This window comes from Ethanoligenens harbinense YUAN-3 (assembly GCF_000178115.2).
Lineage (GTDB): Bacteria > Bacillota > Clostridia > Oscillospirales > Ethanoligenentaceae > Ethanoligenens > Ethanoligenens harbinense.
On the sequence record NC_014828.1, the window covers coordinates 986,500 to 1,011,390 of the forward strand.

The 24,891-nt window shown below is 51.3% G+C and carries 19 protein-coding genes; 18 read left to right on the plus strand and 1 reads right to left on the minus strand.

Annotated elements, in window-relative coordinates:
• Positions 1–15 precede the first annotated feature (15 nt).
• Both ETHHA_RS04575 and ETHHA_RS04580 read left to right on the plus strand, forming a co-directional pair.
• Positions 16–2,205: an alpha-galactosidase gene (locus tag ETHHA_RS04575; RefSeq protein WP_013484822.1), complete on the plus strand. Its 2,190-nt coding sequence runs from the start codon at positions 16–18 to the stop codon at positions 2,203–2,205.
• Positions 2,206–2,216: 11 nt separating this feature from the next.
• Positions 2,217–3,245, plus strand: coding sequence for a LacI family DNA-binding transcriptional regulator (locus ETHHA_RS04580; RefSeq protein WP_013484823.1), 1,029 nt, complete (start codon positions 2,217–2,219; stop codon positions 3,243–3,245).
• 62 nt (positions 3,246–3,307) lie between these two features.
• Here the strand turns inward: ETHHA_RS04580 and ETHHA_RS15800 are convergent, their stop codons facing one another.
• Positions 3,308–3,748 carry a helix-turn-helix transcriptional regulator gene (locus tag ETHHA_RS15800; protein ID WP_162938332.1) on the minus strand — a complete coding sequence of 147 codons (441 nt, stop codon included), beginning with the start codon at positions 3,746–3,748 and terminating at the stop codon, positions 3,308–3,310.
• Positions 3,749–4,456: 708 nt separating this feature from the next.
• On the opposite strand from ETHHA_RS15800, the gene ETHHA_RS04590 reads away from it, so the two are divergent.
• The 16 genes from ETHHA_RS04590 (at position 4,457) to ETHHA_RS15450 (ending at position 24,409) form a co-directional block, all read left to right on the plus strand.
• Complete coding sequence (locus ETHHA_RS04590) at positions 4,457–5,812, plus strand: ABC transporter substrate-binding protein (protein WP_013484825.1); 1,356 nt, start codon at positions 4,457–4,459, stop codon at positions 5,810–5,812.
• 80 nt (positions 5,813–5,892) lie between these two features.
• Positions 5,893–6,963: a carbohydrate ABC transporter permease gene (locus ETHHA_RS04595; protein ID WP_013484826.1), complete on the plus strand. Its 1,071-nt coding sequence runs from the start codon at positions 5,893–5,895 to the stop codon at positions 6,961–6,963.
• A gap of 224 nt (positions 6,964–7,187) precedes the next feature.
• The gene (locus ETHHA_RS04600) at positions 7,188–7,823 is read left to right on the plus strand and encodes a carbohydrate ABC transporter permease (RefSeq protein WP_341349195.1); all 636 of its coding nucleotides are present in this window, start codon (positions 7,188–7,190) and stop codon (positions 7,821–7,823) included.
• A 40-nt stretch (positions 7,824–7,863) separates the two neighbouring features.
• Entirely contained in the window at positions 7,864–8,889 is a 1,026-nt protein-coding gene (locus ETHHA_RS04605) for a glycoside hydrolase family 130 protein (protein ID WP_013484828.1), read from the plus strand.
• 159 nt (positions 8,890–9,048) lie between these two features.
• Complete coding sequence (locus ETHHA_RS04610) at positions 9,049–10,131, plus strand: AGE family epimerase/isomerase (RefSeq protein ID WP_341349196.1); 1,083 nt, start codon at positions 9,049–9,051, stop codon at positions 10,129–10,131.
• A complete protein-coding gene (locus ETHHA_RS04615; protein ID WP_013484830.1) occupies positions 10,118–11,296 on the plus strand; it encodes a glycoside hydrolase family 130 protein in 1,179 nt (392 codons plus the stop codon). Before ETHHA_RS04610 ends, ETHHA_RS04615 begins: the two co-directional genes overlap by 14 nt.
• Before the next feature lie 2 nt (positions 11,297–11,298).
• Positions 11,299–12,825 (plus strand): sialate O-acetylesterase, encoded by a 1,527-nt coding sequence (locus tag ETHHA_RS04620; protein ID WP_013484831.1) that lies wholly within the window; start codon positions 11,299–11,301, stop codon positions 12,823–12,825.
• Positions 12,826–12,866: 41 nt separating this feature from the next.
• Positions 12,867–13,841, plus strand: coding sequence for a glycoside hydrolase family 113 (locus tag ETHHA_RS04625; RefSeq protein ID WP_013484832.1), 975 nt, complete (start codon positions 12,867–12,869; stop codon positions 13,839–13,841).
• 254 nt (positions 13,842–14,095) lie between these two features.
• On the plus strand, positions 14,096–16,957 hold the full coding sequence (locus tag ETHHA_RS14430) for a methyl-accepting chemotaxis protein (RefSeq protein ID WP_013484833.1): 2,862 nt from the start codon (positions 14,096–14,098) through the stop codon (positions 16,955–16,957).
• A gap of 741 nt (positions 16,958–17,698) precedes the next feature.
• Positions 17,699–18,235, plus strand: coding sequence for a glycerol-3-phosphate responsive antiterminator (locus tag ETHHA_RS04635; protein WP_013484834.1), 537 nt, complete (start codon positions 17,699–17,701; stop codon positions 18,233–18,235).
• 311 nt (positions 18,236–18,546) lie between these two features.
• Positions 18,547–19,485, plus strand: a complete 939-nt coding sequence (locus ETHHA_RS04640) for a carbohydrate ABC transporter permease (RefSeq protein WP_013484835.1) — start codon at positions 18,547–18,549, stop codon at positions 19,483–19,485.
• Positions 19,482–20,312, plus strand: a complete 831-nt coding sequence (locus ETHHA_RS04645) for a carbohydrate ABC transporter permease (RefSeq protein ID WP_013484836.1) — start codon at positions 19,482–19,484, stop codon at positions 20,310–20,312. The genes ETHHA_RS04640 and ETHHA_RS04645 overlap by 4 nt, the downstream gene beginning before the upstream one ends.
• A gap of 78 nt (positions 20,313–20,390) precedes the next feature.
• The gene (locus tag ETHHA_RS04650; protein ID WP_013484837.1) at positions 20,391–21,794 is read left to right on the plus strand and encodes an ABC transporter substrate-binding protein; all 1,404 of its coding nucleotides are present in this window, start codon (positions 20,391–20,393) and stop codon (positions 21,792–21,794) included.
• A gap of 132 nt (positions 21,795–21,926) precedes the next feature.
• Complete coding sequence (locus ETHHA_RS04655) at positions 21,927–23,051, plus strand: ABC transporter ATP-binding protein (RefSeq protein ID WP_013484838.1); 1,125 nt, start codon at positions 21,927–21,929, stop codon at positions 23,049–23,051.
• Positions 23,052–23,281: 230 nt separating this feature from the next.
• Entirely contained in the window at positions 23,282–24,016 is a 735-nt protein-coding gene (locus ETHHA_RS04660) for a glycerophosphodiester phosphodiesterase (protein ID WP_013484839.1), read from the plus strand.
• Positions 24,017–24,214: 198 nt separating this feature from the next.
• Positions 24,215–24,409 carry a V-type ATPase 116kDa subunit family protein gene (locus ETHHA_RS15450; RefSeq protein ID WP_137143849.1) on the plus strand — a complete coding sequence of 65 codons (195 nt, stop codon included), beginning with the start codon at positions 24,215–24,217 and terminating at the stop codon, positions 24,407–24,409.
• Positions 24,410–24,891: the final 482 nt, after the last annotated feature.

The window sequence follows — 24,891 nt, forward strand, 5'->3', positions numbered from 1 at the left end:
GAAGGAGCGTTGCTTATGGCAATCACCTATTATGAGGCAACCGACACGTTTAAACTGGACACACCCGCAAGTACCTATATGATCCGTGTGGTGGATGAAGAGCGTTTTATCGGACATGTCTATTACGGCAGAAAAGTCCCCGATGAAGACCTTTCCTACCGGCTGCGGATCAATGAGCCGCCGTTTACGCCTTCGGTCAACAACCGGGATCGGGTCTCGTTTCTGGATACGTTCCCCATGGAATATCCTACGCACGGTCTGGGGGATTTTCGTGAAGACTGCCTTGCTGTGCAGACCAACGGCGGGCACACGGCCTGCGCGCTGCAATACAAATCCCACCGGATCTTTGCCGGCAAGCCCAAGCTGCCGGGACTGCCGGCGACGTTCGGCGGTGAGCGGGACTGCACCACGCTGGAAATTCTGGCGGTCGCCCCCGTTCTGGATATGGAGGTCATCCTGCGCTATACGGTGTTTGAAAAGTTGGATGTCATCGCGCGCAGCGTGGATGTGAAAAATGCGGGCAAAGAGCCGGTGCGGCTGACGAAAGTTCTGTCCGCCTGTCTGGATATGGACAACCGCGCGTTTGACATGATCAGCCTGTACGGTTCTTGGGCAAGGGAGCGGCATATCCAGCGCCATCCACTGGGTTATGGCAAGCAGAGCGTCTCCTCTGTGCGCGGCGAGTCCAGCCATCAGGAGCACCCGTTCATCGCGCTTGCCGAGCATGCCGCCACCCAGCAGAGCGGCGAGGTTTACGGTCTGCATTTTGTCTATTCCGGCAATTTTCTCGCGCAGGTGGAGCGCACGCAGTTTGACTCGGTGCGCGCGGTCATGGGCATCCATCCGCAGGATTTTTCATGGACACTGGAGCCCGGCGAGACCTTCACCGCGCCCGAGGTTGTCGAGGTCTATTCCGCACAGGGCATCGGCGGTATGACGCGCACCTTCCACGATCTCTACCGCAGCCACCTGATCCGCAGCGAATACCGGGACAGCAAACGGCCCATCCTTATCAACAACTGGGAAGCGACCTATTTTGATTTTGACACCGAAAAGCTGTTGGGCATCGCCCGGGAGGCGTCGCGGCTCGGCATCGAGATGCTGGTGATGGACGACGGCTGGTTTGGTAACCGCAACGACGACAATACCGCGCTCGGCGACTGGAAGGTCAACGAAAAGAAGCTGAAGGGCGGCTTGAAATATCTGGTGGATGAGGTCAACAAGCTGGGCATGCGCTTTGGCATCTGGTTCGAGCCGGAGATGATCTCGCCGGATTCCGACCTCTACCGTGCGCACCCCGACTGGGCCATCCAGATCACGGGCCGCACGCCCAGCCGCTGCCGCAACCAGTATGTGCTGGATTTTTCCCGCAAAGAGGTTCGGGATTATACCTATAGTCAAGTGAGCGCGGTGCTGCGCAGCGCCAATATCCAGTATGTGAAATGGGATATGAACCGACAGCTCACCGACCTTGGAAGCGTTGCCCTGCCCGCGGACAGACAGGGGGAGCTTTCGCATCGCTATGTGCTGGGTCTGTATGAGATGCAGGAACGTCTGGTTGCCGATTTTCCGCATCTGCTGCTTGAAAACTGTTCCGGAGGCGGCGCACGTTTTGATCCCGGCATGCTCTATTACAGCCCGCAAATCTGGTGCTCGGACGATACGGACGCCGTAGAGCGCCTGAAGATACAGGAAGGCACCGAGCTGATCTATCCGCTTTCCGCCATCGGCGCGCATGTCAGCGTCTGCCCGAACCACACGGTGGGGCGGGTCACGCCGTTTGAAACGCGCGGTTATGTGGCGCTGGCGGGCACCTTTGGTTATGAACTGGACATTACCAAATTGTCCGATGAGGATAAGAAGACGGTTCGGCAGCAGGTGGAGCTTTATCACCGCTACAACGATCTGGTGCGCCGGGGCGATTATTACCGGGTGCTGTCTTATACCGAAAACCATGAAAACGACTGTTGGATGGTCGTTGCCAAAGATCGGCGGGAGGCGCTGGTCACCTTTGTGCGTGTGCTCGGGCAGCCAAATGTTCACAGCACGCGTGTCCGCCTGCAGGGGCTGGACCCCGCTCTGCGCTATCGGGTGGAAGGAACGGAAGACGTGCTTTCGGGCGCGGCGTTGATGTACGCAGGCTACCATATCGGAAGCCTGTGGGGGGATTTTCAGGGACGTTTGTTGCATTTGAAAGTTGAGTAGGAGGGTTGCTTATGCCGAAGGAAGTTCGGATGGCGGACATCGCCAAACGCATCGGAGTGAGCACGGTAACGGTTTCTAAAGCTCTTGCCGATAAAGAGGGTGTCAGCGCAGAGGTCCGTGAAAAAATCAAGGCGCTTGCGCGTGAAATGGGCTATCCGTTTGGCCTTGCCGCCAAAAGGACGGCAAAGAAAATGGGCAATATCGGTATTTTGATCCCAATAGGTTTTATTGAAAAGGGCCGGTCGTTTTACTGGAAAATGTACGAATGTCTGGTTAGCAATCTGAATGAAATCGGGTATTTCGGGGTTTTGGAACTGATTCAGTCCGACGATGAGGATCAACCCGTGGAGCCCCGCATTTTGCAGGATGAAAAAATTGACGGGCTGATCCTGATTGGGCAGAAAGGCGCGAAATACCGCGATATGCTGCAAAAAAATGCTCGAAACATTCCGGTCGTTTTTTTGGATTCGTACGATATCACGGACGGGAACGACTGCATCATTTCAGATGGATATCACGGCATGGCGGCCGTCACGAGCCATTTGATTCAATTGGGACACAAGAAAATCGATTTTGTGGGTTCTCTAAATTCCACCAGCAGTATCAATGACCGGTATTTCGGTTATTGCCAGGCTATGCAGGAAAACGGACTGGAGTTCCGCCCGGATATGGTGCTGCCAGACCGCATAGCGGACGGCACGCTGCGGATTGTGCTACCGGACATATTGCCGACGGCATTCGTCTGCAACTGCGATGTGGTGGCCTGTGAGCTCATCAATTTGCTGAAGAACGCGGGATACAGTATTCCGGAAGATGTCTCGGTGGCGGGGTTTGACGATTATGTCGTTCTTGGCTTGGGGGCTGCTACTAGGGTCACGACCTATAAGGTAGACACGGGCGCGATGGCGCAGGCCTGCATCAACCGGCTATTGAAAAAAATAAACAATCGGCACTATGCGTTTAATTTGAAAGTCATCACGGGGCATCTGATCATAAGGGGGACAACAGGAGCGCCCCCGAATAAACCGTCCATAGAGTAACCAAACGTCCAAATGGAAGGACTCGGAGAGGATCCCCCTCCGGTTTTCCGATTTGGGCGTTTTTATTGGTGTTGCTTGCGATAGGATAAAGGCGTGCAGCCGATTTTTTCTTTAAATGCCCGAGTAAAATACGTGGGATTGGAGAGGCCAACCATAATGCCGATTTCAATGATTTTCTTGTTTGTCTCCAATAGCAGCCTGCACGCTTCCTGAATACGACGATTTAGAAGATATTCAATGGGAGGCATGCCATATTGCTTTTTGAATTCTTTGACCAGTTTAAATTTATTGACATACAATTCCTCCGCGAAGCCGTCAAGATGCAGCGATTCCATATATCGGGTATCCAGAATCCTCTTGAGAGTGTGAATAGGGGCAGATCCGGACGGGCAGCCTGTTTGGCGAGAGGCGATGCGGCTGCGGAATTCCGTCAGCGCGGCGGAAAGCGCGTCCGAGGGAGTGCCGGGCAAAAAAGGTGTAGACTGTTTTTCCAACAGGCTCATCGCGTGTATCAAATGTGGTTCTGCCTGATCTGGATGCAGGACCAAAGGAAAGGCGAAACAGTCCCCTTCCACTAAAAAATCGGTGAAATGGAGCGGGGCATCGCCCGCCTGTAGCAGAAAATTTGTCTCGGGACGAAGGAACAGGATGTTCCCGGCACGGATATTCTGCCGGTCCTGCTGGTACTGCCGCTTTGCCAGCATGCCCAGGCCGTCATGGATGTGCAGTATATGGAACAGGTGGTTTTTTGTCTCTGCCAATGAGGCATAATGAAATACGGTGGACTGTGTGTTTCCCCACAGAAGGTAGCGGGGCGGATTCTTTTTTTCAGATGGCATGGTTTAATTCCCTTGATGCTTAAATTAGCTAAAAAATTGTGTTTAGCTTACATACATCGGCGATTCAGCGCTGGAGTACCATGAGGCTGCTAAAAAATGTGAAATGTCAAAATACACATAATTTTTAAACTCTTTAAGTAAATAGTACTGCAAAAACATAAAAAAAGTCAAGATAGTGTCAGAAAATCAAGATAAACTGATGACAGATGTTTGTTAAATATATATAATTTAGTTGTAGAGATTAAGGTAAACAAAGTGCATGTTTAAAAAATAATTACTTAAAAATAACTCCAATATTCTATTGCGGCACTTTGTTTTAGCAAGCCTTAACGAATTCATATTTTATTTGCTGCGTATTAGGAGGCAGAACAGATGAAAAAGTTTTTGAGTTTGATGCTAGTTGGCGCTATGGCTGTGTCGCTGGCAGCCTGCAACAACAACGGCAGCGCCGGTGGATCGTCGTCTCTTCCCACGATTGATTCCATCAAACTGGGGAGTGACTACAAGGACATCAAAGCGAGCCTGGTCTTCCATACCAACCGTACCGATCTTCAGAGCACCGTGTTTCCAGAGTATGTCAAGAAATTCGAAAAACTGTATCCTGGCATTACGGTTAAGTACGTCGGCGACACGAACTATGCACAGAACATGACGACAGAACTGACGACAAAAAACTGGGGCGATATCTGCATGATCCCTACGACCGTGAAAAAGACCCAGCTTGCTCAACTGTTTGTGCCGTTTGGCAAAGAAACGACCATTGCTAAAACGTATAACTATCTGGATAACTTCTCTTACCAAGGCACTGTGTACGGCGTTCCTTCCCTCAGCAACGTGCAGGGCGTCGTGTACAATAAAGCGGTCTTCCAGAAAGCGGGCATCACCTCGCTGCCCAAAACGCCGGATGACTTCATTGCGGATCTGCAGCTGATTAAAGATAAAACAAGCGCGACTCCGCTGTATACCAACTTCTCGGCCGGCTGGACCATGGGCGCATGGGACGCATACATTTCCGGCACGGCAACGGGCAGCGCGGACTTTATGAACAACACCCTGGTTCACAGCAAGAACCCGTTCTCCAAACCTTCCAATGGAAGCGAGACCGGCCCGTACTATGTTTACAAAATCCTGTATGATGCCGTCAACAAGAAGCTGACGGAAGCCGACCCGACCACGACCGACTGGGAAGGCAGCAAGACCAAGATAAACAATGGCGATATCGGTGTGATGGTGCTGGGCTCTTGGGCTGTTCCGCAGATGCAGCAGGCGGGTTCTCATTCTGCCGACATCGGTTACATGCCTTTCCCGATCACGGTGAATGGCAAACAGTATGCGACTGCGGGTCCTGACTACAACTACGGCATCAACAAAAACGCTTCCAAAAACAATCAGATCGCTTCCATGCTGTATGTCAAATGGCTGATTGAAGATTCCAACTTTGATACGGATCAGGGCGGCCTCCCCACTGTGAAAACGCATGCGCTTCCCTCGGTTCTCGCCAACTTCAAAGACGTGACCATGGTCACAGACAATCCTGCACCGAAGGGCGAAGAGGATCTGCTTTCCAAAATCAATACCGAGTCCGAGCTGGCTCTGAACTCTGATAACAACCACGTGATGTCGATCGTGGAAGCGGCGGAAAAAGGAACCCCGACCTTTGATTCCATTATGAACGGTTGGAACCAGAAATGGACTGCCGCACAACAAGAATATGGGGCGTTGAAATAATGCGAGAAGCATCTATTTGACTGCGCTTTTGCGGAATGGCTTTAATTGGCCGTTCCGCATTCATTAAGGAGGAGGAATTTATGACAAGTGCAAGAAATCATGAATTGAAAAAACCAACTACATTCAGACAATGGATAGGCAGCATGCGCGGGCAGCAAATGGTTGTCATCATAGCCTTTATGGCAGCGCCGCTCTTTTTGCTGGTCCTATTCACCTACCTGCCATTCGCCAATATGATCCAATATAGCTTTTTCGACATGGATTATCTTTCTCCGGGCACATTTATTGGGTTACACAATTATATTGAGGTGTTTACACGGTCGGATATTTTTTCTTCTCTGGGTCTCATGTTCTACTACATGGCGGGTGCTTTCATCCAGTTGGCTTTGGCTCTTTTGCTTGCCACTATATTGAGTTTTAAGATAAAAGCCGGCGGGTTTTATAAAGCAGTCCTTTTCTTTCCGTTTTTAATCGGCGGTATTGCAGTCGGCTTCATTTTTAAATTTTTCTTTACACATGGTTTTGTGTTTGATACGGTGCTCTCTTGGCTTGGGTTCCATATCAACAATTTGCCGTATTGGCTGAAGGATACATCCGTGAACAATGCCGCGTTGGCGGGCACTTCCATCTGGCGCTATTTGGGGCAGAACGTTATCCTCTTTATTGGTGCGATTACATCGGTCGACCCCGATTTGTATGAAGCTGCAGATATAGACGGGGCCAATGCCTGGCAAAAATTTGTCCATGTGATTCTTCCCGGTATCAAGACAATCGTCGTTTTGAACCTGATTCTTTCCATTTCGGGTTCGATCGCTGCTTTCGAGCCGCCATACGTTATCACAAAAGGTGCCTTTGGCACAGCCACATATTTTGTAAGAATGGATGCAATCGCGCACCAGGATCAGAAAGTGGGCTTGGCCAGTGCCATGGCGGTGGTGCTGATGGGGATCATCGTTCTTGTAACATTGCTGCAACTGTTTGTACAGAAGACGTTCCTCGACGAAAATTCCGAAGGAATGACGTTTGCCGACAAGCTTAGCCGTAAGCGCCGTTTGGAAAGGCAGCGACAACAGGCGGCGCAGACGACTCAGACCGTGCGGAAAGTTCGAGTCATGCCGTCGGCAGTCAAGAAGGGAGGAGCATCTATATGAAGCTGAAAGGCCTTACCGTTCCACAGGCCATTCTTAAATACGCTCTGATTGTTTTGAAATATGCGTTTTTGTGCCTAATGGCTTTTATAGCACTCGTTCCTTTGTATGCTTGTGTTGTGACGGCGTTCAAGACGAAGACGGAATATCAGAGCACAAGCGTTATGACATTGCCGCAAAGCTGGCTCAATTTTAGCAATTTTGTTGATGCCTGGAAGCAGGCGGATATGGGTCTGGCATTTTTCAACTCCGTAATCATTTTGGTCTTTGTTCTGGTTGGGTCCATTTTGATCAGTTCCATGCTCGCCTATGTTTTAAACCGGTTCAAATTTCCTGGAAACGGGCTGGTGCGCAATCTGTTTCTGTTTGCCACATTGATCCCCGGTATTGCGATGCAGGTTACGGTTTACAAAATCATGTATAACTTAAACCTGATTAACTCCATGCCCGGATATATTCTTCTTTTGATGGGCACGGATGTGATCTCCATCTATATTTTTATCCAGTTCTTCACAAACATCTCGGTTTCACTGGATGAAGCGGCCATATTGGATGGATGCTCTTATTTTGGCGTGTTTTTCAAGGTTTTGCTTCCACTGCTCAAACCGGCTATCGTGACCGTTATTATTCTAAAGGGTGTGGCCACTTACAACGAATATTACATGGCCAACCTGTATTTGCAGGACAAAACCACACTGCAAGTGGTTTCCACGTCTCTGTATACGTTCACCGGCCCGTTGGGCAGCCAATACAACCTCATCTGCGCCGGTGTGCTTATCACCATGGTGCCTGCCATCATTGTATTTCTGATTTTCCAGAAACAGGTTTACAGCGGCCTGACAGCCGGTTCCGTAAAAGGTTGATCCTCTCATTGCATTTATAACAAAGAAAAGGCGGATTCATATGGCCCAGGTACAATTTATCAATGGACAATCACTTTCCAACATTCCGTGGCAGGAAGCCCCGGAGGGCATCCGGAACATACCTCTTTGGCGCTACAGTGGAAACCCGGTCATCGGGCGCAACCCGCTGAAAGGCGTGGCAAGAATTTTCAACAGCGCGGTTGTCGCCTATGAAGGCACGTTTATCGGCGTGTTTCGCGGTGAGCAGACAAACGGTATTCCTTACATTTATTTAGGCTGCAGCGAGGATGCTATTCACTGGTCTTTTAATGAAGAACGGATTCAGTTTGTAGATGAAGACGGCGAGTCGTTCATGCCTATCTACGCTTATGACCCGCGTTTGGTCAAGGTGGAAGACACTTATTATGTCATCTGGTGTCAGGATTTTTATGGGGCGGCCATCGGCATGGCCAAAACGCAGGATTTTAAAACCTTTATCCGCGTAGAAAATCCGTTTTTGCCGTTTAACCGCAATGCGGTACTCTTTCCGCGGAAAATTAATGGAAACTTTGTTTTGCTTTCCCGCCCAAGTGACAGCGGACACACCCCGTTCGGTGATATTTTCTTGAGTGAAAGCCCGGACCTCACCTATTGGGGCAAACACCGGCATGTAATGGGCAAAGGCAGCGAATGGTGGGAATCGCTGAAAATCGGCGGCGGTGCGGCGCCGATCGAAACCAGCGAAGGCTGGCTGCTGTTTTTTCACGGTGTTGCCGGCACCTGCAATGGGTATGTGTATAGCATTGGCGGCGCCATCCTGGACATTGATAATCCCTCGATTGTGAAATACCGGTGCCAGAACTACATGCTCACACCGGAAGAATGGTATGAGGAGCGAGGCTTTGTGCCAAACGTGGCGTTCCCCTGCGCGACTCTTTGCGACGCGGACACCGGACGCATTGCCATCTATTATGGCGCCGCGGACAGCTATGTAGGTCTTGCCTTCACCACGCTCAACGAAGCGGTGCAATACATCAAGTCAAACAGTGTGGTCACATCCATCGACACGGAAATCGGAAAGCGATAATCGCACTTTTTGAATGCAGTCTCTCGGGGCTGTATTCTTATTTTTCCACGGAAAGAGGGGAGTTTCGTGCTACTGGACGAAGTAACATCTGCGTTAACGGATAACATTATACCTTTTTGGAAAGGCCTGCGAGACGACGCATTCGGAGGCTATTACGGATTGCTTGATTTCGATTTGAATCTTGATAAACAAGCTGAAAAAGGCTGCATTCTCAACAACCGCATCCTCTGGTTCTTTTCGACTGCCGCAAAAGCGCTGGGACGTTCCGATCTGCTGGATGAAGCCAGGCATGCGTATGTGTTTTTAAAGGGGAATTGCCTGGATAAAGAATACGGCGGTATTTACTGGTCGCTCAATTATGACGGTTCGGTAAAGGACAGCACCAAGCATACCTATAATCAGGCGTTTGCGATTTACGCGCTTTCCGCCTATTATGAACTCACCAGGGACGAGGAGGCGTTGACACTGGCGCGCGGCCTCTACAAAATGATTGAAGCCAAATGCACCGACGAGATCGGCTATCTGGAAGCGTTTGACCGTTCCTTCAAGCCCGTTTCCAATGAAAAACTGTCTGAAAACGGTGTGCTTGCGGATAAGACGATGAACACACTTCTGCATGTCTTTGAGGGCTATTCCGGGCTGTATCAGGCGTCGGGCGACGCCGATGTGGGCGAAAGCCTGCGGCATATTCTGGAGACGTTCATCAGTAAGGTCTACAATCCGGAGAAACGCCGGCAGGAAGTCTTCTTCGACCGGGAGCTGCACAGCATTCTGGATTTGCACTCTTATGGGCACGACATCGAGACTTCGTGGCTGATGGACTGGGGCTGCGGGCTGTTGAAAGACCCGGCGCTCACCGCGAAGCTTTCGCCTATCACCAGTGCGCTGGCGGAGCAGATCTACAAAACGGCGTACCACAAGAACTCCATTTGGAACGAATGTGATCGCGGCGTGGAAAATAAGACGCGTGTATGGTGGGTGCAGGCCGAAGGCATTCTCGGGTTTCTCAACGAGTACCAGAAATCCGGCCGCAGGGAATTCTTGCAGGCGGCGGAGGATGTCTGGGGATACATCAGGACCTATCTCGTCGACCCGCGTCCCGGTTCGGAGTGGTTCTGGGAAGTGGATGACGACGGAAAGCCTTCGAGCAAAAAACCGATCGTGGAACCCTGGAAATGTCCGTATCACAACGGCCGTATGTGCCTGGAAGTTATAAGGAGAAATATAAATGCTGCATGCTGATTATTATGTCGAGCTAGCCAAACAGGAACGTCTGCTTGCGCGGAAAAACCAGCCGAAGACGCGCTACAACGGTATCTATACCCGCTGGGAGCACCCGGTTCTCACGCGTGAGATGGCGCCTTTAACCTGGCGATACGATCTGGATACGAGAAGCAACCCGCTCTTTTTGGAACGGCTGGGCGTCAACGCCACACTCAATGCGGGCGCGTTGTATCTGAACGGGAAGTACTATCTGGTCGCCCGCGTGGAAGGCAATGACCGCAAATCGTTCTTCGCCGTGGCCGAAAGCGATTCTCCGGTGGATGGTTTCCGTTTCTGGGATTATCCGGTGCAGCTACCGGATACCTGCCCCGAGGAAACCAATGTTTACGATATGCGCCTCACACAGCATGAGGACGGCTGGATCTACGGCGTTTTCTGCTCCGAAAGCAAGGACAAAGACGACCCCGACCTCTCCGCCGCCGTGGCGGCCGCCGGCATCGTGCGTACCAAAGACCTCAGGACATGGGAGCGTCTGGACAATCTGGTCACCCGGCAGTCCCCGCAACAGCGAAATGTCTTACTCCTGCCCAATTTTGTAAACGGCAAATATGCCTTCTATACCCGCCCAATGGATGGCTTTATTTCCACCGGCTCAGGCGGCGGCATCGGCTTTGGTATGTGTGACGATATCTGCCACGCGGTCATCGACGAGGAGATCATCACCAGCGCCCGCCGCTACCATACGATCACCGAAGCGAAGAACGGGGCGGGCGCCGTGCCTATCCGCACCGAAAGAGGCTGGGTACATATCGCACATGGTGTGCGCAACACCGCTGCCGGTCTGCGTTATGTCATCTACGCGTTTGCCACTGATCTGAACGAGCCTTGGAAAGTGAATGCCGAGCCGGGCGGATTCCTGATCGCGCCGCTTGAAGGGGAGCGCGTGGGCGATGTTTCCAACGTCGTGTTTACCAATGGCGCAGTTGTGGATGAAAATGAGAATGTTTATATCTATTATGCATCCAGCGATACCCGCGTACACGTAGCGTCCACCACGCTGGACCGATTGGTCGATTATGTGTTCAACACGCCAGCAGATGCTCTGCGCTCGGTAAAATGCGTGGAACAGCGCTGTGACATGATTCGCAAAAACCTTGATATTCTGGGGAAAGAGAAGCAGTAATCATGCCTAAAACGAAAATGCGTCCCGCCGCAATATTTTCCGATCATATGGTTGTTCAGAGGGAAAAAGACATCGACGTATTCGGCGCCGGCGTTAATGATCGGACAGTCACGGTGGAGATGGACGGAAACGAGGTTTCCACACCGGTAGAAGCGGGCTTTTGGAGAGTGTCTTTGCCGTCGGTGCCCATAGGCGGACCCTATACGATGACGATTACGGACGGGACGGATACCGTTTGCTTTCATGATATCCTGGCCGGTGAAGTATGGCTGGCCGGCGGGCAGAGCAATATGGAACTGGAGTTGCGGAATTGCCTGAATGGCGAAGAAGAAGTGGCGCAGTCCGGCAACGACTGCATCCGCTTTTTCAATGTTCCTAAATTCGCGTGGGAAGGCGAGCAACTGTATGAGGCGGAGGACGTATCCTCCTGGCAAGTCTGCGGAGCGAAGACATCCGCAACAATGTCGGCCGTGGCTTATTTCTGTGCACGGAAATTGCAGGAGGCATTAAATGTCCCGGTGGGTATCATTGATTGCTATTGGGGCGGCACGTCCATCAGTTGTTGGATGGATGAAGAGCAGCTTGCGCGCACGAAAGCCGGGCAGCGCTATCTGGATGATTATGCGGCACTGGTGGGTGATAAAACCGAAGAGCAGTACGACGCGGAGATGGAAGCTTATTTCCGGGACTGGAACGCTTGGAATGCGCGCGTGCAGGCCATGCGCGCCAAAGACCCGGATGTCACCTGGGAAACGCTGAATGCCGAATGCGGGGTATGTCCGTGGCCCCAGCCTGCCGGCAGGAAATCACCATTCCGTCCGTCGGGTCTCTACCATACGATGATTGCGCGGGTGAAACCTTACACCGTCCGTGGATTTTTGTATTATCAGGGCGAGGAAGATGAGACCCGCTGTACGGATTATGGTGAAATGCTGGGTTATCTTATCGGCCAGTGGCGCGGTGACTGGGAAGATGCCGAACTACCTTTCGTGTTTGTGCAACTTCCCCGTTTTGTCAGCAAAGCCGATTATGACAAGGGTGAGGACACCCGTCATTGGTGTATCCTGCGTGAAAACCAGTGGCGCGTGTCTCGCACAATTAAAAACACAGCGCTTGCTGTCACCATCGATTGTGGAGAATTCGACAATATCCACCCGCTGGACAAACAGACTGTGGGTAAGCGTTTGGCTTTGCAGGCGCTCAAAACAGTCTATGGAAGATCGGTTGCCGCGGATGGGCCTGCGTTCCATATCGTCCGCCCGGAAAGCGGCGGTATGCGAATCTGGTTTGTGGAGGCAGATGGCCTGCATTTTCAAGGTGGCAAAGGCGTGGGCTTTGAGGTGGCCGGCGCGGATGGCGTGTATCATTCGGCGGAAGCGGTTATCAAGGGGAAAACAGTATTTGTAAGATCCGGTGATGTTCCGGTTCCTTGCTATGTACGCTATGCGTGGTTTAGCTGGGGAGAAGTTTCACTGTTCAATGCCCACGGCCTGCCTGCCACGCCATTCCGCAGCCGCCGCTGTTATTAAGCGGTGGGTATCTGCCATCCGGGAAATAAATAGGGTATAAAATGGAATTTATATATGGTGTGACATTTCTTCCTTTTGGTAGAAGAGGCACGTTGCAAGGTAAGGAAGCATATAAAAGTTTGCGGTTAATGAAAGAGGGGACAGCTGCCACGCATGTGATTTTTGCACCTGCGGGCATACAGCAAACGCCGCAATCCGAAAATATTGATTTTTCAGGTCCACACACTTTTTCGGATGAAGAACTCTGTGGCATGATCTCATATGCGCAGTTGATGGGATTACAGGTTATTTTGAAGCCCACTGTAAATTGCGCAAATGGAGTCTGGCGCGCGCACATTAATTTTTTCGATAACGAAGTTCCCTGTGAGCCTAAATGGAGAAATTGGTTTGCTTCACATGAGGCGTTTCAACTGCATTACGCCGCGCTGGCGGAAAAAACCGGCTGCGTGATGTTCATCACTGGTTGTGAAATGGTGATGGCGCAGCGGCGGGAAGCGGAGTGGCGTGACTTGATCGCTAAAGTGAAACAGGTATACAGCGGCCCTGTGTCTTACAATACCGATAAGTATCAGGAAGATCAGGTGCGCTGGTGGGACTGCGTGGATGTGATCTCCTCCAGCGGATATTATCCGTTTGAATCTTGGGGAAATGAACTGGATCGCATAGAAACAGTGGTAAAACAATATAGGAAGCCATTTTTCTTCGCAGAAGCCGGGTGCATGTCCATTCACGGATCTGGATCCGTACCGAATGATTGGTCTGTAAGAGGTGCACCGGACATGGAGGAACAAGCGCGATGGTTCCAGGAAATGTTTATGCATACGGATCGGTGCCCATGGATGCAGGGGTTTGGCATGTGGGAATGGCCTGCCCGGCTGTATTCCTCTGCCGATGCTGCGGAGGATATAAGTTATTGTTTTTATGCCAAGCCTGCGGAGCGGGCCATCGCGGCATATTATGCGGCGAAGAGCGGCCGTGCCTCATCTGAATGGCAGCCTGGCCCGAATCGCGGCTGAGTAAAATTTTATCCGAAAACGTGTGTTCAAAAGTTCTTCGGACAGTTGGTGTCTGAGGAACTTTTGGTACATAAAACAGATTTTTACTTCAGCGGTTTGACAGGCAGGGTCCGTGTATCCATTCAGTCTGGTTGTAAAATGGTCTTGGGTTTGTTTTGCGGTGCGGGCTTTCAGATTTTAAGAACACGCCAAGCTTTGCCGTTTTTCTTGGTTGGACAGGATGCGTGTGTGAATGTCTAAAAAGGGGAAAGACCATGAAAAAAGTTATAAAGAAAAAGCGCATGAAATTCGACAGGGTTCCCCATCAGCGCATCGAATTTGGTCGGATCAAAGAGAGGCTCGTAAAATGGTTTATGAGCCGCAGCTTCTCAGAACGGTTGATTGTTTCGTTTCTCTTTGTGGCACTGGTTGGCAATATCCTGATCGGTATCGTCGGCGTTTTCAATATTGTCAAAATCAGCAATGTGGCGAGTGAGATCTACAAAAAAAATCTGGTTTCTCTTACACCGCTCAATAAAATTCAGACGGATGCGTTTTCGATTCAATCTCTGTTGAAGGATAAAGCAATCAACTCGAGTGATAATTACGACCAGGAACTCTCAAATCTTCAACAGGACATTTTGAATCAGCTCAGCGCGTTCAGTGAATATGCCGATTCAAATGCAGAGAAGCAAGATGTATCCGCGCTTGCCGCCGATCTCGGCACAATCATGAACGGTGCGCAAATCCTTAACCGCACGTTTGGGCTGGGCGATGTGGCGCAGGGGGAAAAAGTACTCAACGGCGATGTGGCAAACGCAAGCAAAGCGTTCAATCAGGCGATAAATAAGCTCATTGCTTACCAGACAAACGATGCAAAAGCCCAGAACTCCGCAAACGCGCAGGCGTTTGTAGCTGCGCTTATTTGGATGGGCGCAGCGCTCGTTTTGTCTCTCGGTTTGTCGCTTTTGCTGGGGGTTTTAATGTCTAGAGGTCTTTCGCGGCCTATCCGAAAACTGGTTGCCGTGGCGGAGTCCATTTCGGCGGGGGACCTTGGGGTGGACATTGACATGCGTTCCAAAGACGAGTTTGGCATTCTCGCACAGGCATTTCATAAGATAGCCGATTCCCTGCGGGCACTGAAGGGCGATGTCGATACGCTGATTGCCGGAGCGGTGGACGGAAAACTGGATGTGCGTGCCGATACAGCCGCGCATCAGGGCGCCTACGCTGAAATCATTGACGGCGTAAACCGTTCGCTGGATGCCATCGAAACGCCGATCAATATGGCCGCATCCTATATCGAGCGCATCAGCCGCGGCGAGATGCCCGATCTGATCACGGAAGAATACCGCGGCGATTTCAATAAGATTAAGGATAACCTCAACACCTGCATCCAGTCGATCAACGCGCTTATACAGGATGCGAACGTGCTCACGCGGGATGCCATGCAGGGGAAACTTTCGGCCAGAGCTAACGCGGAAAGACATCAGGGCGATTACAGGAAGATTATCGACGGTGTGAACAATACACTGGATGCAATCATCCGTCCCTTGGCTACCTCCGCCGATTACCTTGAAAAAATCAGCAGTGGCAATATACCGGATGAAATCACGGACGAATTTGTGGGCGATTTCAACCTGATCAAAAACAATCTGAACACCTGCATTCGCTCCATCAACGCGCTGGTTAAGGACGCCAATCTGCTTTCGGCTGCGGCAGTGGAGGGGCAGCTTTCCGTCCGGGCGGATGCCGGGTGTCATCAGGGCAGCTACCGGAAAGTAATCGAGGGCGTAAATGCCGCAATAGACGCAATCGTCAGTCCGCTGGAGGTGGCGGCCGACTATGTGGACAAAATCAGCCGAGGCGATCTGCCGGACTGTATCACAGACGAGTATAAAGGCGGATTCAACCGCATCAGAAACAGCCTCAACGGCTGCATCGGGGCTATCCGTAAACTGATCGGCGATACCAGGATGCTGGAGCAGGCGGCGGAATGCGGCAATCTGTCCGTGCGCGCGGATGTTGAAAAGCACCAGGGCGATTATAAAGCCATCATCGAAGGCTTCAATGATACGCTGGACCAGTTTGTCCATCCGATACAGGAGGCCTCCGCGGTTCTTCAGGAGGTGGCCAAAGGCAACCTGCGAACGAAAGTCACAGGCGACTATCCGGGTGATTTTGTCCAGATCAAGGATGGGTTGAACGACACGGTTGATTCGCTGTCCGCATACGTCGGCGAAATATCGAAGACCCTGTTTTCCATGGCGCGTGGTAACCTCAATGTGGATATCCGGACGGAATTCCAGGGCGATTTTGCGGAAATCAAGGATTCCATCCAGAATATCATCGTTTCGTTTGAGGAAACCCTGCGCGCTATTCAGACGACCTCCGACAGAGTGGCCTCCAGCTCCAAAGAGGTGGCGGGAGCCAGCCAACTGTTGTCGCAGGGCGCGACTGAGCAGGCAAGCACGATGGAAGAGTTTACGTCGTCGCTCGGCAGCCTCACGGAAAAAACAAAAGCGAATTCCATGAGTGCGCAGGAGGCTAGGCAGATCACCGTCAAGGTTCAGGATGGCGCCTCACTGGGCAACGAGAAAATGAAAAGCATGCTGGAAGCGATGCAGGCGATCGGGGAATCGTCGAACAATATCGGCAAAATTATCAAGACCATAGATGAAATTGCTTTTCAGACGAACATTCTGGCTCTGAATGCGGCGGTGGAGGCGGCCAGAGCGGGCCAGAACGGTAAAGGCTTTGCGGTCGTGGCCGAAGAGGTGCGTAGCCTGGCCGGGCGCAGCGCACAGGCGGCAAAAGATACTACCGAACTGATCGAAAATTCCATTCAGAAAAGTGAGCTTGGCCTGAAAATCGCGCAGGATACGGCTCAGGCGCTGCAGACGATGCTGTCTTTGGTGGATCAGTCGGCGATGTTGGTCAAAAGCATTTCAAACGATTCTGATGAGCAGGCAAACAGTCTTGTTGAGATTGATAAGGGATTGAAGCAGGTTTCGGAAATCGTGCAGACTAATTCGGCTACCTCGGAAGAGACGGCCGCGCTGAGTGAGGAACTTTCATCGCAGGCCAAGATCCTGAAAACGCAGGTTTCAAAATTTTTGTTGCACACAGAGGCGTAATCTACGCAGGCATTGCCGAAAGTTTTTTGCAGATTCAAAGTTGCCGTAAGGCGTCGCCACCGGGCGTATACATGCTCTCATAGGTAAAACGTGATGCATTTGTCTTAAAAATGCATCATGTGAGTCTAAAAATACTTTTAGACTGCTAAAAAACATTATAGTCAGAATTAGACGTGGAGCCGTACAGGCATGTAAAAGCCCGCCGTTAAGCGGGCTTTTCAGTGGTGGAGGCAAGGTGCACAAAGCCAACGTCCAGCGTCGGGTTCACGGTCTGCGCTATGCTTGTGAGGGTGGAAAGCGGTAATTGCCCCAATCTGCGCGTGTGATCTTCCAGTCTGCGACGCCGATGGTCAACGGTGTGGGGCTTTTACTCTTGCGGCGTTTGGGAGGCACATAACCCATCTGGTGGGCAATCTCCAGAATCAGTCGCCGCGTCTTCGGGCTGACCGCCATGGCCGAACAGATGGTTGCGGAAATGTTTGCTTTGCATATCAAGGGTGACAGTACGATCGCTACTACTGCGGTGTGTCTGGCCAAAGCCGGAAGTGTATGCCTTGCATAGCAGCGGATTTTACTTGGATTTTACAGATTTTATACGTTACTTGGCTGTTTTACCGGCAGAATTTGAAGTATATTGTAAAAGGTTTCAATGTGCAAAGCAAACAAGGCACATACGCGATTTCTTAAGTAAAGGCCTGGCAACATCTTTGCTTGGCAGTGCGGTTGTGATACGAGAAACAGATGGATAAAAGTAAAATTATCCCGTCGATTGTGCGGCTGGATCAGATTCCGGTTGCGGTGCAGTCACAATGTGAACGCGTGAATCTGATGGCCGGAAACATTAACACCCTAGGGGAGCTGAACGAGCGGCTCCGGTCGTCTGGTAAGCAGGTTTATATCCACATTGACATGATTGGCGGATTAGGGCGCGACAAGGAAGCTGTAACGTTTGTGGTGGAGAAACTGGGCGTCTCAGGCATCATTACGACCAAAGCGCATTTGATCGTCGCTGCAAAGACGTTGCATTGCAGATGTGTGCAACGGATTTTCGCCATCGATACCGCTGCGTTGCAGACCTCTTTTAAGCTGATTGAAAAGCACGAACCGGACGAAATCGAACTGATGCCCGGCTTAATGCCGGATGTTATTCGGATAGCCAAATCCCACACGCAGAAGACGCTGATTACCGGCGGCCTGATTCGCAGCGAGCGGCAGGTAGAGCAGGCTCTTGCCAGTGGCGCGGACTATGTTTCCACGGGCTATGAGGCGCTTTGGTAATTCCGGTTGCCTTGCAAATGAATGCAATTCGCAGCCGCTATAAAAATGTAGAAACGTAAGGTTAGAGGAATTGAGAAACCTTATGGCACTTTGTCTGACTGTTTTCACACATCGGGCATGGTGTTGTATGGTTCGAGATTCCTCTTTTTGTTGTGTCGGAATAAACAGAACGAGCATACGGGTGGGAAAAAACAGGAGCTGCGCATACCGTTTTTGGTGTGTGGTGTTCCGTTCAGATACTGGGTTGTTATCCGTTTGAAGACGAAACATGCCAATGAAATGTGTATCGGAAAAGGATGTGAAAGCTGTATATGGTCGCAAACGTAGAAGAAAAGCAGGTGGCATATCCGCAGGAACGGGCGAGCACCGGCACCCATGTGCCGGAGAAAAAGCCGCTTCTGTCCAGACTGCTGCCTTATCTGTTCATCGCGCCCGCTCTTGCGGTCTTCACTGTGTTTTTGTTCATTCCATTCATACGCACCATTTTTCTCAGCCTGTTTTTGACCAATAGCGTGGGGGAAGCGCGCGTATTCCGGGGGCTTGGCAACTACATACGCCTGTTTACATCTGTCGACTACCTCACCGTCATGCTACATACGGTGGTGTTTGCCGCGATTCTGATTGTGGGGGCGATGGGGCTGAGCTTCATCACGTCAAACCTTGCCAATATGAAGGGCCGCGCGTTTCGTATCTTCCCGATCCTGTTCACCATGCCAATCGCCGCTGCGGCCGGTTCATTCGCCCTACTGTTTGAAAAAATGTTCGACCCCACTGCCGGCGTCATCAATAAGATGCTGCATGCCAATATCGGCTGGTTCCAGGATCCACATCTTGCCATGCTGTCCATTGGAATGATTTCAATCTGGCTGCTGTCGGGCGGCAATTTCCTGTATATGTACGCGGGCTTGAAAAACATTCCCAAAGATGTTCTGGAGAGCGCCGAGATCGATGGTGCTTCCGGTCTTGTCAAGCTGTTCCGCGTGACGGTGCCATGCATGTCCCCGATGCTTTTCTTTATCCTGGTAACCGACATCATCGCTTCGTTCCAGGTGTTCACTCAGATCAATGTAATCACGCAGGGTGGGCCGGGTAATGAGACCAATGTGATGGTCTACGGCATCTACCGCGACGCGTTTTTCAATTTCCGGTTCGGCCCGGCCGCAGCGGAGTCGGTCGTCCTGTTCCTGATTATTTTGGGTGCTACGTTGCTGCAATTCCGCAATGAAAAAAGGATGGTGCATTACAATTGAACACCGCCGCGAAAATTCAAAAAGCCGTGCTGTGGGTGGTTGCCCTGTGCATGGCGATCGTTGTGGTCTTTCCGTTTTGGTATATGATTACCATGAGTATATCGCCCGACAGCAAAATCCTTTCCAATAACATCAACCTGTGGCCGACTACCGTTTATCTGGGGAACTTTGTAAAAGCGTTGACAAAAACCCATCTGGTCCGCCAGTTTTTCAACACGTTTTTTGTCAGCCTGTCTATCATGGTGCTGAATATCGTAACGTCGCTGTTGGCCTCCTATGCGTTTGCTTTTCTGAAATTCAAAGGTAAAAATATATTATTCTTGCTCATTCTTTCTACGATGATGATTCCGACGGAGGCCACGCTCATTTCCAACTATCTTGCTATCAGTTCCTGGCATTGGCTGGACACTTATCAGGCGCTTATTTTGCCGTTTGCGGCCTCAGCGTTGGGCATCTTTCTCTTTCGACAGTATTTTCTTACCATGGCCAGAGAAATACACGAAGCGGCCATGCTTGAAGGTTGCGGTCACATGCAGTTTGTATGGCTCATTGCCACGCCGCTTGCCCGTCCCATCATCGCGGCGTTTGGTATTACGTCGTTCCTCAGTTCCTGGGGAATGTACCTGTGGCCATTGCTGGTGACGAGCAAAGACGACATGCGCATGCTCCAGGTGGGCATCAACTCCATGCAGGATGTCGATTCCGTACTCTCGTTCGGCATGGCGATCGCCGCCGTCACTCTGGTCACACTGCCCTCGCTCATCCTGTTCATCATCGGACATAAGCATCTGGTCGAAGGGATGATGAGCGGCGCCGTGAAAGGGTAGAAACCATCGGATGGTATGACTGTCCGTTCTTATATAGGTTGATGCATACACTGCTGCCATGAAAAGGGGAAAATGAACATGAAGAAAACGACGATCAAACACCGCGTACTAGCAATATGCAGCGCGGCTGTTGCCTGTACGCTGCTGTTCAGTGGCTGCTCCACCGGCGGCACAAGTTCCAGTTCTTCCTCCGCGCCCACTGCTTCCGTCGATCTGACCAGCGGTCCGGAAGTGGATCTGACATTCTGGCACTCCATGGGCGGCACCAATGCCAACGCGTTGCAAACCATGGTGGATGATTTCAATAACCAGCACGCCGGACACATCAAGGTGACCGCCCAGTATCAGGGCAGCTATGACGACGCCATTAACAAATTCAAGAGCGCCATGGTGGCCAAAAGCGGCCCGGACATCATGCAGTCCTATGAACTGGGTACCCGGTATCTCATCGACAGCGGTTTCATCGAGCCGATGCAGGATTTCATCAACAAAGACAAATGGGATGTCAAGCAGATTGACGCCAACATCGCCGCGTACTATACCGTGCAGGGCAAGCTGTATTCCATGCCGTTCAACTCGTCCACGCCGATCCTGTATTACAACAAAGATATGTTCAAAGAGGCCGGCCTGGATCCCGCAAATCCCCCGAAAACCTTTGAAGAGATCATCAATGATGCACCCAAGCTCACCAAGAAAGACGCGTCTGGCAATGTGACACAGAGCGCCCTGGGTATGTATGTGTACGGGTGGTTCTTAGATCAGTCGCTTAATAAGATGGGCAAACCGTCGTTCGATAACGGCAACGGCCGCACCAAAGCCCCGACCAAAATCGTCTTTGACACAAATGGCGGCGGCAAAACGTTCCTGGATATGTATCAGCAACTGTTGAAGACCGGTACCATGCCGGCTTACGCGATGAAAGACGCGGACGGTCAGGCGGCCTTTGTCAATGGCAAGTTGGCGATGTACATTAACAGCACCGCCGGTCTGGCTGGTCTGCTCAAAGCCATCAACGGCAAGTTTGATCTGGGTACGGCGTATTACCCGGCAATTGATTCCAAATCTGTGAACGGTGGCGTGTCCATCGGCGGCGCTTCGCTCTGGATGACCAAAAATTCCGACGCCCGCGTGATGGAGGCCAAATGGGAATTCATCAAATTCATGGCGTCCGCCAAAGAGCAGGCGTACTGGAACACGCAGACCGGCTATTTCCCGATCAATGTCGGCGCGTACAACGAACAGACGTTTAAAGACAACGTGAAGAAATACCCGCAGTTCCAGACAGCCATCGATCAGCTGCACGCCAGCAGCAAGAGCTCGGTGGGAGGCCTGTGCGCGATCTACACGCAGGTGCGCAAAATCGAAGAGACAGAAATGCAGAAAATGCTCAACAACCAACAGTCGTCCGACGAAGCGCTCAAAAACATGGCCAGCCAGATCGACGGAGCGATGCAGGATTATAACGACGCCAACGTCAAATAAACCGCATGGAATACGATTCCTTCGCAAAAACGGAGTGCGTCCGTGCAGGCCGGTTTTCAAAAGGGTCTTGCGTGATGTCTGCGCGGACGCGGAAAACACACGCGTTGCCCACTATATGGGAGGTTCATGTTCATGGCGAATGTGTCACTCAAACACATTTACAAGAAATACGACGGAGGAATCACCGCGGTATCGGATTTCAATCTGGAGATCGCGGATAAGGAATTCCTGATTTTGGTCGGTCCGTCCGGCTGCGGAAAATCCACCACCCTGCGCATGATCGCGGGATTGGAGGAAATCTCGGAAGGCGAGTTGTACATCGGAGACCGTTTGGTCAACACCGTGGCTCCAAAAGACCGCGACATTGCGATGGTGTTCCAGAATTACGCGCTGTATCCGCATATGACCGTGTATGAAAACATGGCGTTTGGGCTGAAACTGCGCCACACACCCAAGGATGAGATCCGCCGCCGCGTGGAAGAAACCGCACAGATTCTGGACATCGCGCATTTGCTCAGCCGCAAGCCGAAAGCCCTTTCCGGCGGGCAGCGGCAGCGTGTGGCGCTGGGGCGTGCCATGGTGCGCGAACCCAAGGTGTTCCTGCTGGACGAGCCGCTTTCCAATCTGGACGCCAAACTGCGCACACAGATGCGGTTAGAGATTTCCCGTTTGCACAGGCGGCTTGGCACCACCTTTGTGTATGTAACGCACGATCAGATGGAAGCCATGAGCATGGGGGACCGCATCGTCGTGATGAAAGACGGTGTGATCCAGCAGGTGGATACGCCACAGAACCTGTATGAAAATCCCCGCAATGTCTTTGTGGCCGGCTTCATGGGTTCTCCGCAGATGAATTTTCTGACCGTCCGCGTTTTGGAACTGGATGGACGTCTGGCGGTGGTCTTCGGTGAAGAAGTCGGTGCGCGGTATGTTCTTTTTCTGCCGGACGGAAAGATCCGGAACACCAATTTGCGCCCGTACATTGGCAGAGAAGTCCTGTTGGGCATCCGCCCGGAACATTTGCACGACGAGGATGCGTTTCTTCCCTCTGGGACAGGCGTTGTGGATGCGCATGTGGATATGGCCGAGCTGATGGGGGCCGAAACGTATCTGTATCTGACAGTGGCAGGGCAGAACATGGTTGCCCGCGTGCATGCGCGAAGCAAAGCCGTCCGCGGGGATGATATCCGGATCGCGCTGGATGTCGAACGCATCCACCTGTTTGATCGAGAGACAGAAGCGGTCATTTACCAGTAAGCATGGATAAGCCTTTTAAAACCGGATCGGAAGAGCGATTGTATAAGATGCTGTATGGAGTACGATGCGATTCGATATACAGCACCCTTAAAGCGCTTGCTGCTCTCAATCAGAGGGCAGCATTTCTTTCGCAAGCGGTTTGATGCGGACTCTTTTCTTTGTGATCTTCCGCGTATGTACTGTATAGGCCGTTTCATATCGTATCACATCGTTATATGGGAGGAATTTTCTTGTTGGCACTTAACACACAAGTAATCGCTCATCGTGGATTTTCTTATCAGGCACCGGAAAATACGCTGGAGGCATTTTCTCTGGCGGCGGAATTGGGCGCGGACGGAATCGAATTGGATGTGCACTTGAGCAAAGACGGGCAAATCGTCGTGATCCACGACGATACGGTCGATCGCACCGGAAACGGGACCGGTGTGGTCAACGAGATGCTGTTCGACGATTTGCGCACCCTGGACGTTTCAATGGGCAAGCCGGGCTATACCGGTGCTTGCATCCCGACGCTGGAAGAGGTCTATCGTCTGCTTGCGCCGACTTCTCTGAACATCAACGTGGAAATCAAGGAATACCGGTATCAGGATGGATTTGTGATCATCCCGAAAGTTCTGGAACTGGAGGAGCGGTACCAGTTGTCCGGCCGGGTCTTTTATTCGTCATTCAATCATTATGTCCTGCGGGAAATGAAGCAACGCCAGCCGCAGGCGGCCACGGCGGCGCTTTATGCCGCGGGCCTGGTCGATGTCTGGGAGTACACGAAGCGGATTCCATCCGACGCCATCCACCCGCATTTTTTTGCTCTGCGGGATCCCTCGCTGGTTTCGCAGTGTCATGCAAATGGGATAGCGGTCCGCCCGTGGACAATCGATCAGCCGGACGATATGGAACGGATGCTTGTGTCGGGAGTGGATGCCGTTATTACTAATCGTCCTGACCTTGCCCTGAAATTGCGAGGATAACGCATTTGTTTGGCGTACCTGCCAGTCATTCGTTTTTGCGATCTGGGGTCTGTGTTAAAATAATGGACAAAGTGATAAGATAAAGCATAACAGAAAAAGGAGCTTATCACGATGACAGAAACACAAAAAAATACGATGAAGAATTCAAGAAACGCGCTGTTCGTATGAGTTTCAGCAGCGAACGAACAGTAACGCAAGGTGCTGAAAATCTGTGGATCAGCAGTAACATGGCTGTATCGGTGGCGGAAAAAATACACGCCGGACGGCGATAAAACAGAGATGGCCCAGCAGCAGGATGAAATGCACCAGCTGCGTTTGCGGAATGCTGAACTGGAAGAGAAAAACTGCATATTAAAAAAAGCGGCGGCCTTCTTCGCACAACATCAGAAGTGAATGCCGTAAGCTGCTATCAGTTCATGGAAAAGCAGAACCGATACTCAAAAGCGAAGTGGGCCAAACAATTAGGGCGTTTCTACATCAGGATATTATGCATGGCTTCAAACGCGCAGTGCATGGCAGAAACGGTATAAAATATGTGAAGGCAGGGTAATTTCTGCTTTCAAAGAGGGAAAGGGCACTTATGGTGCGAAACGTATCTGCGGAATAATCCGGCGTGGCGGATATGCCATTTCTTACCCTGTCGTAAAAAGATTATGGTTCACGAAGGCCTGAATGCCATTTGCGGCGCAGACAACTTTCTCTGACAGATAGCCGGGGTGCACATTCGGAGACCTATCAAAATCTGACCAAGGGTTTAAAATTAACAGATCCTTCCAAGTTTTATCCAGTGATATCAGCTATATCCGCACCGGTGAAGGATTTGATTATCTGGGTCAGATCAGAGATGTCTATACCAACGTTGTTTTAGCAAGCTT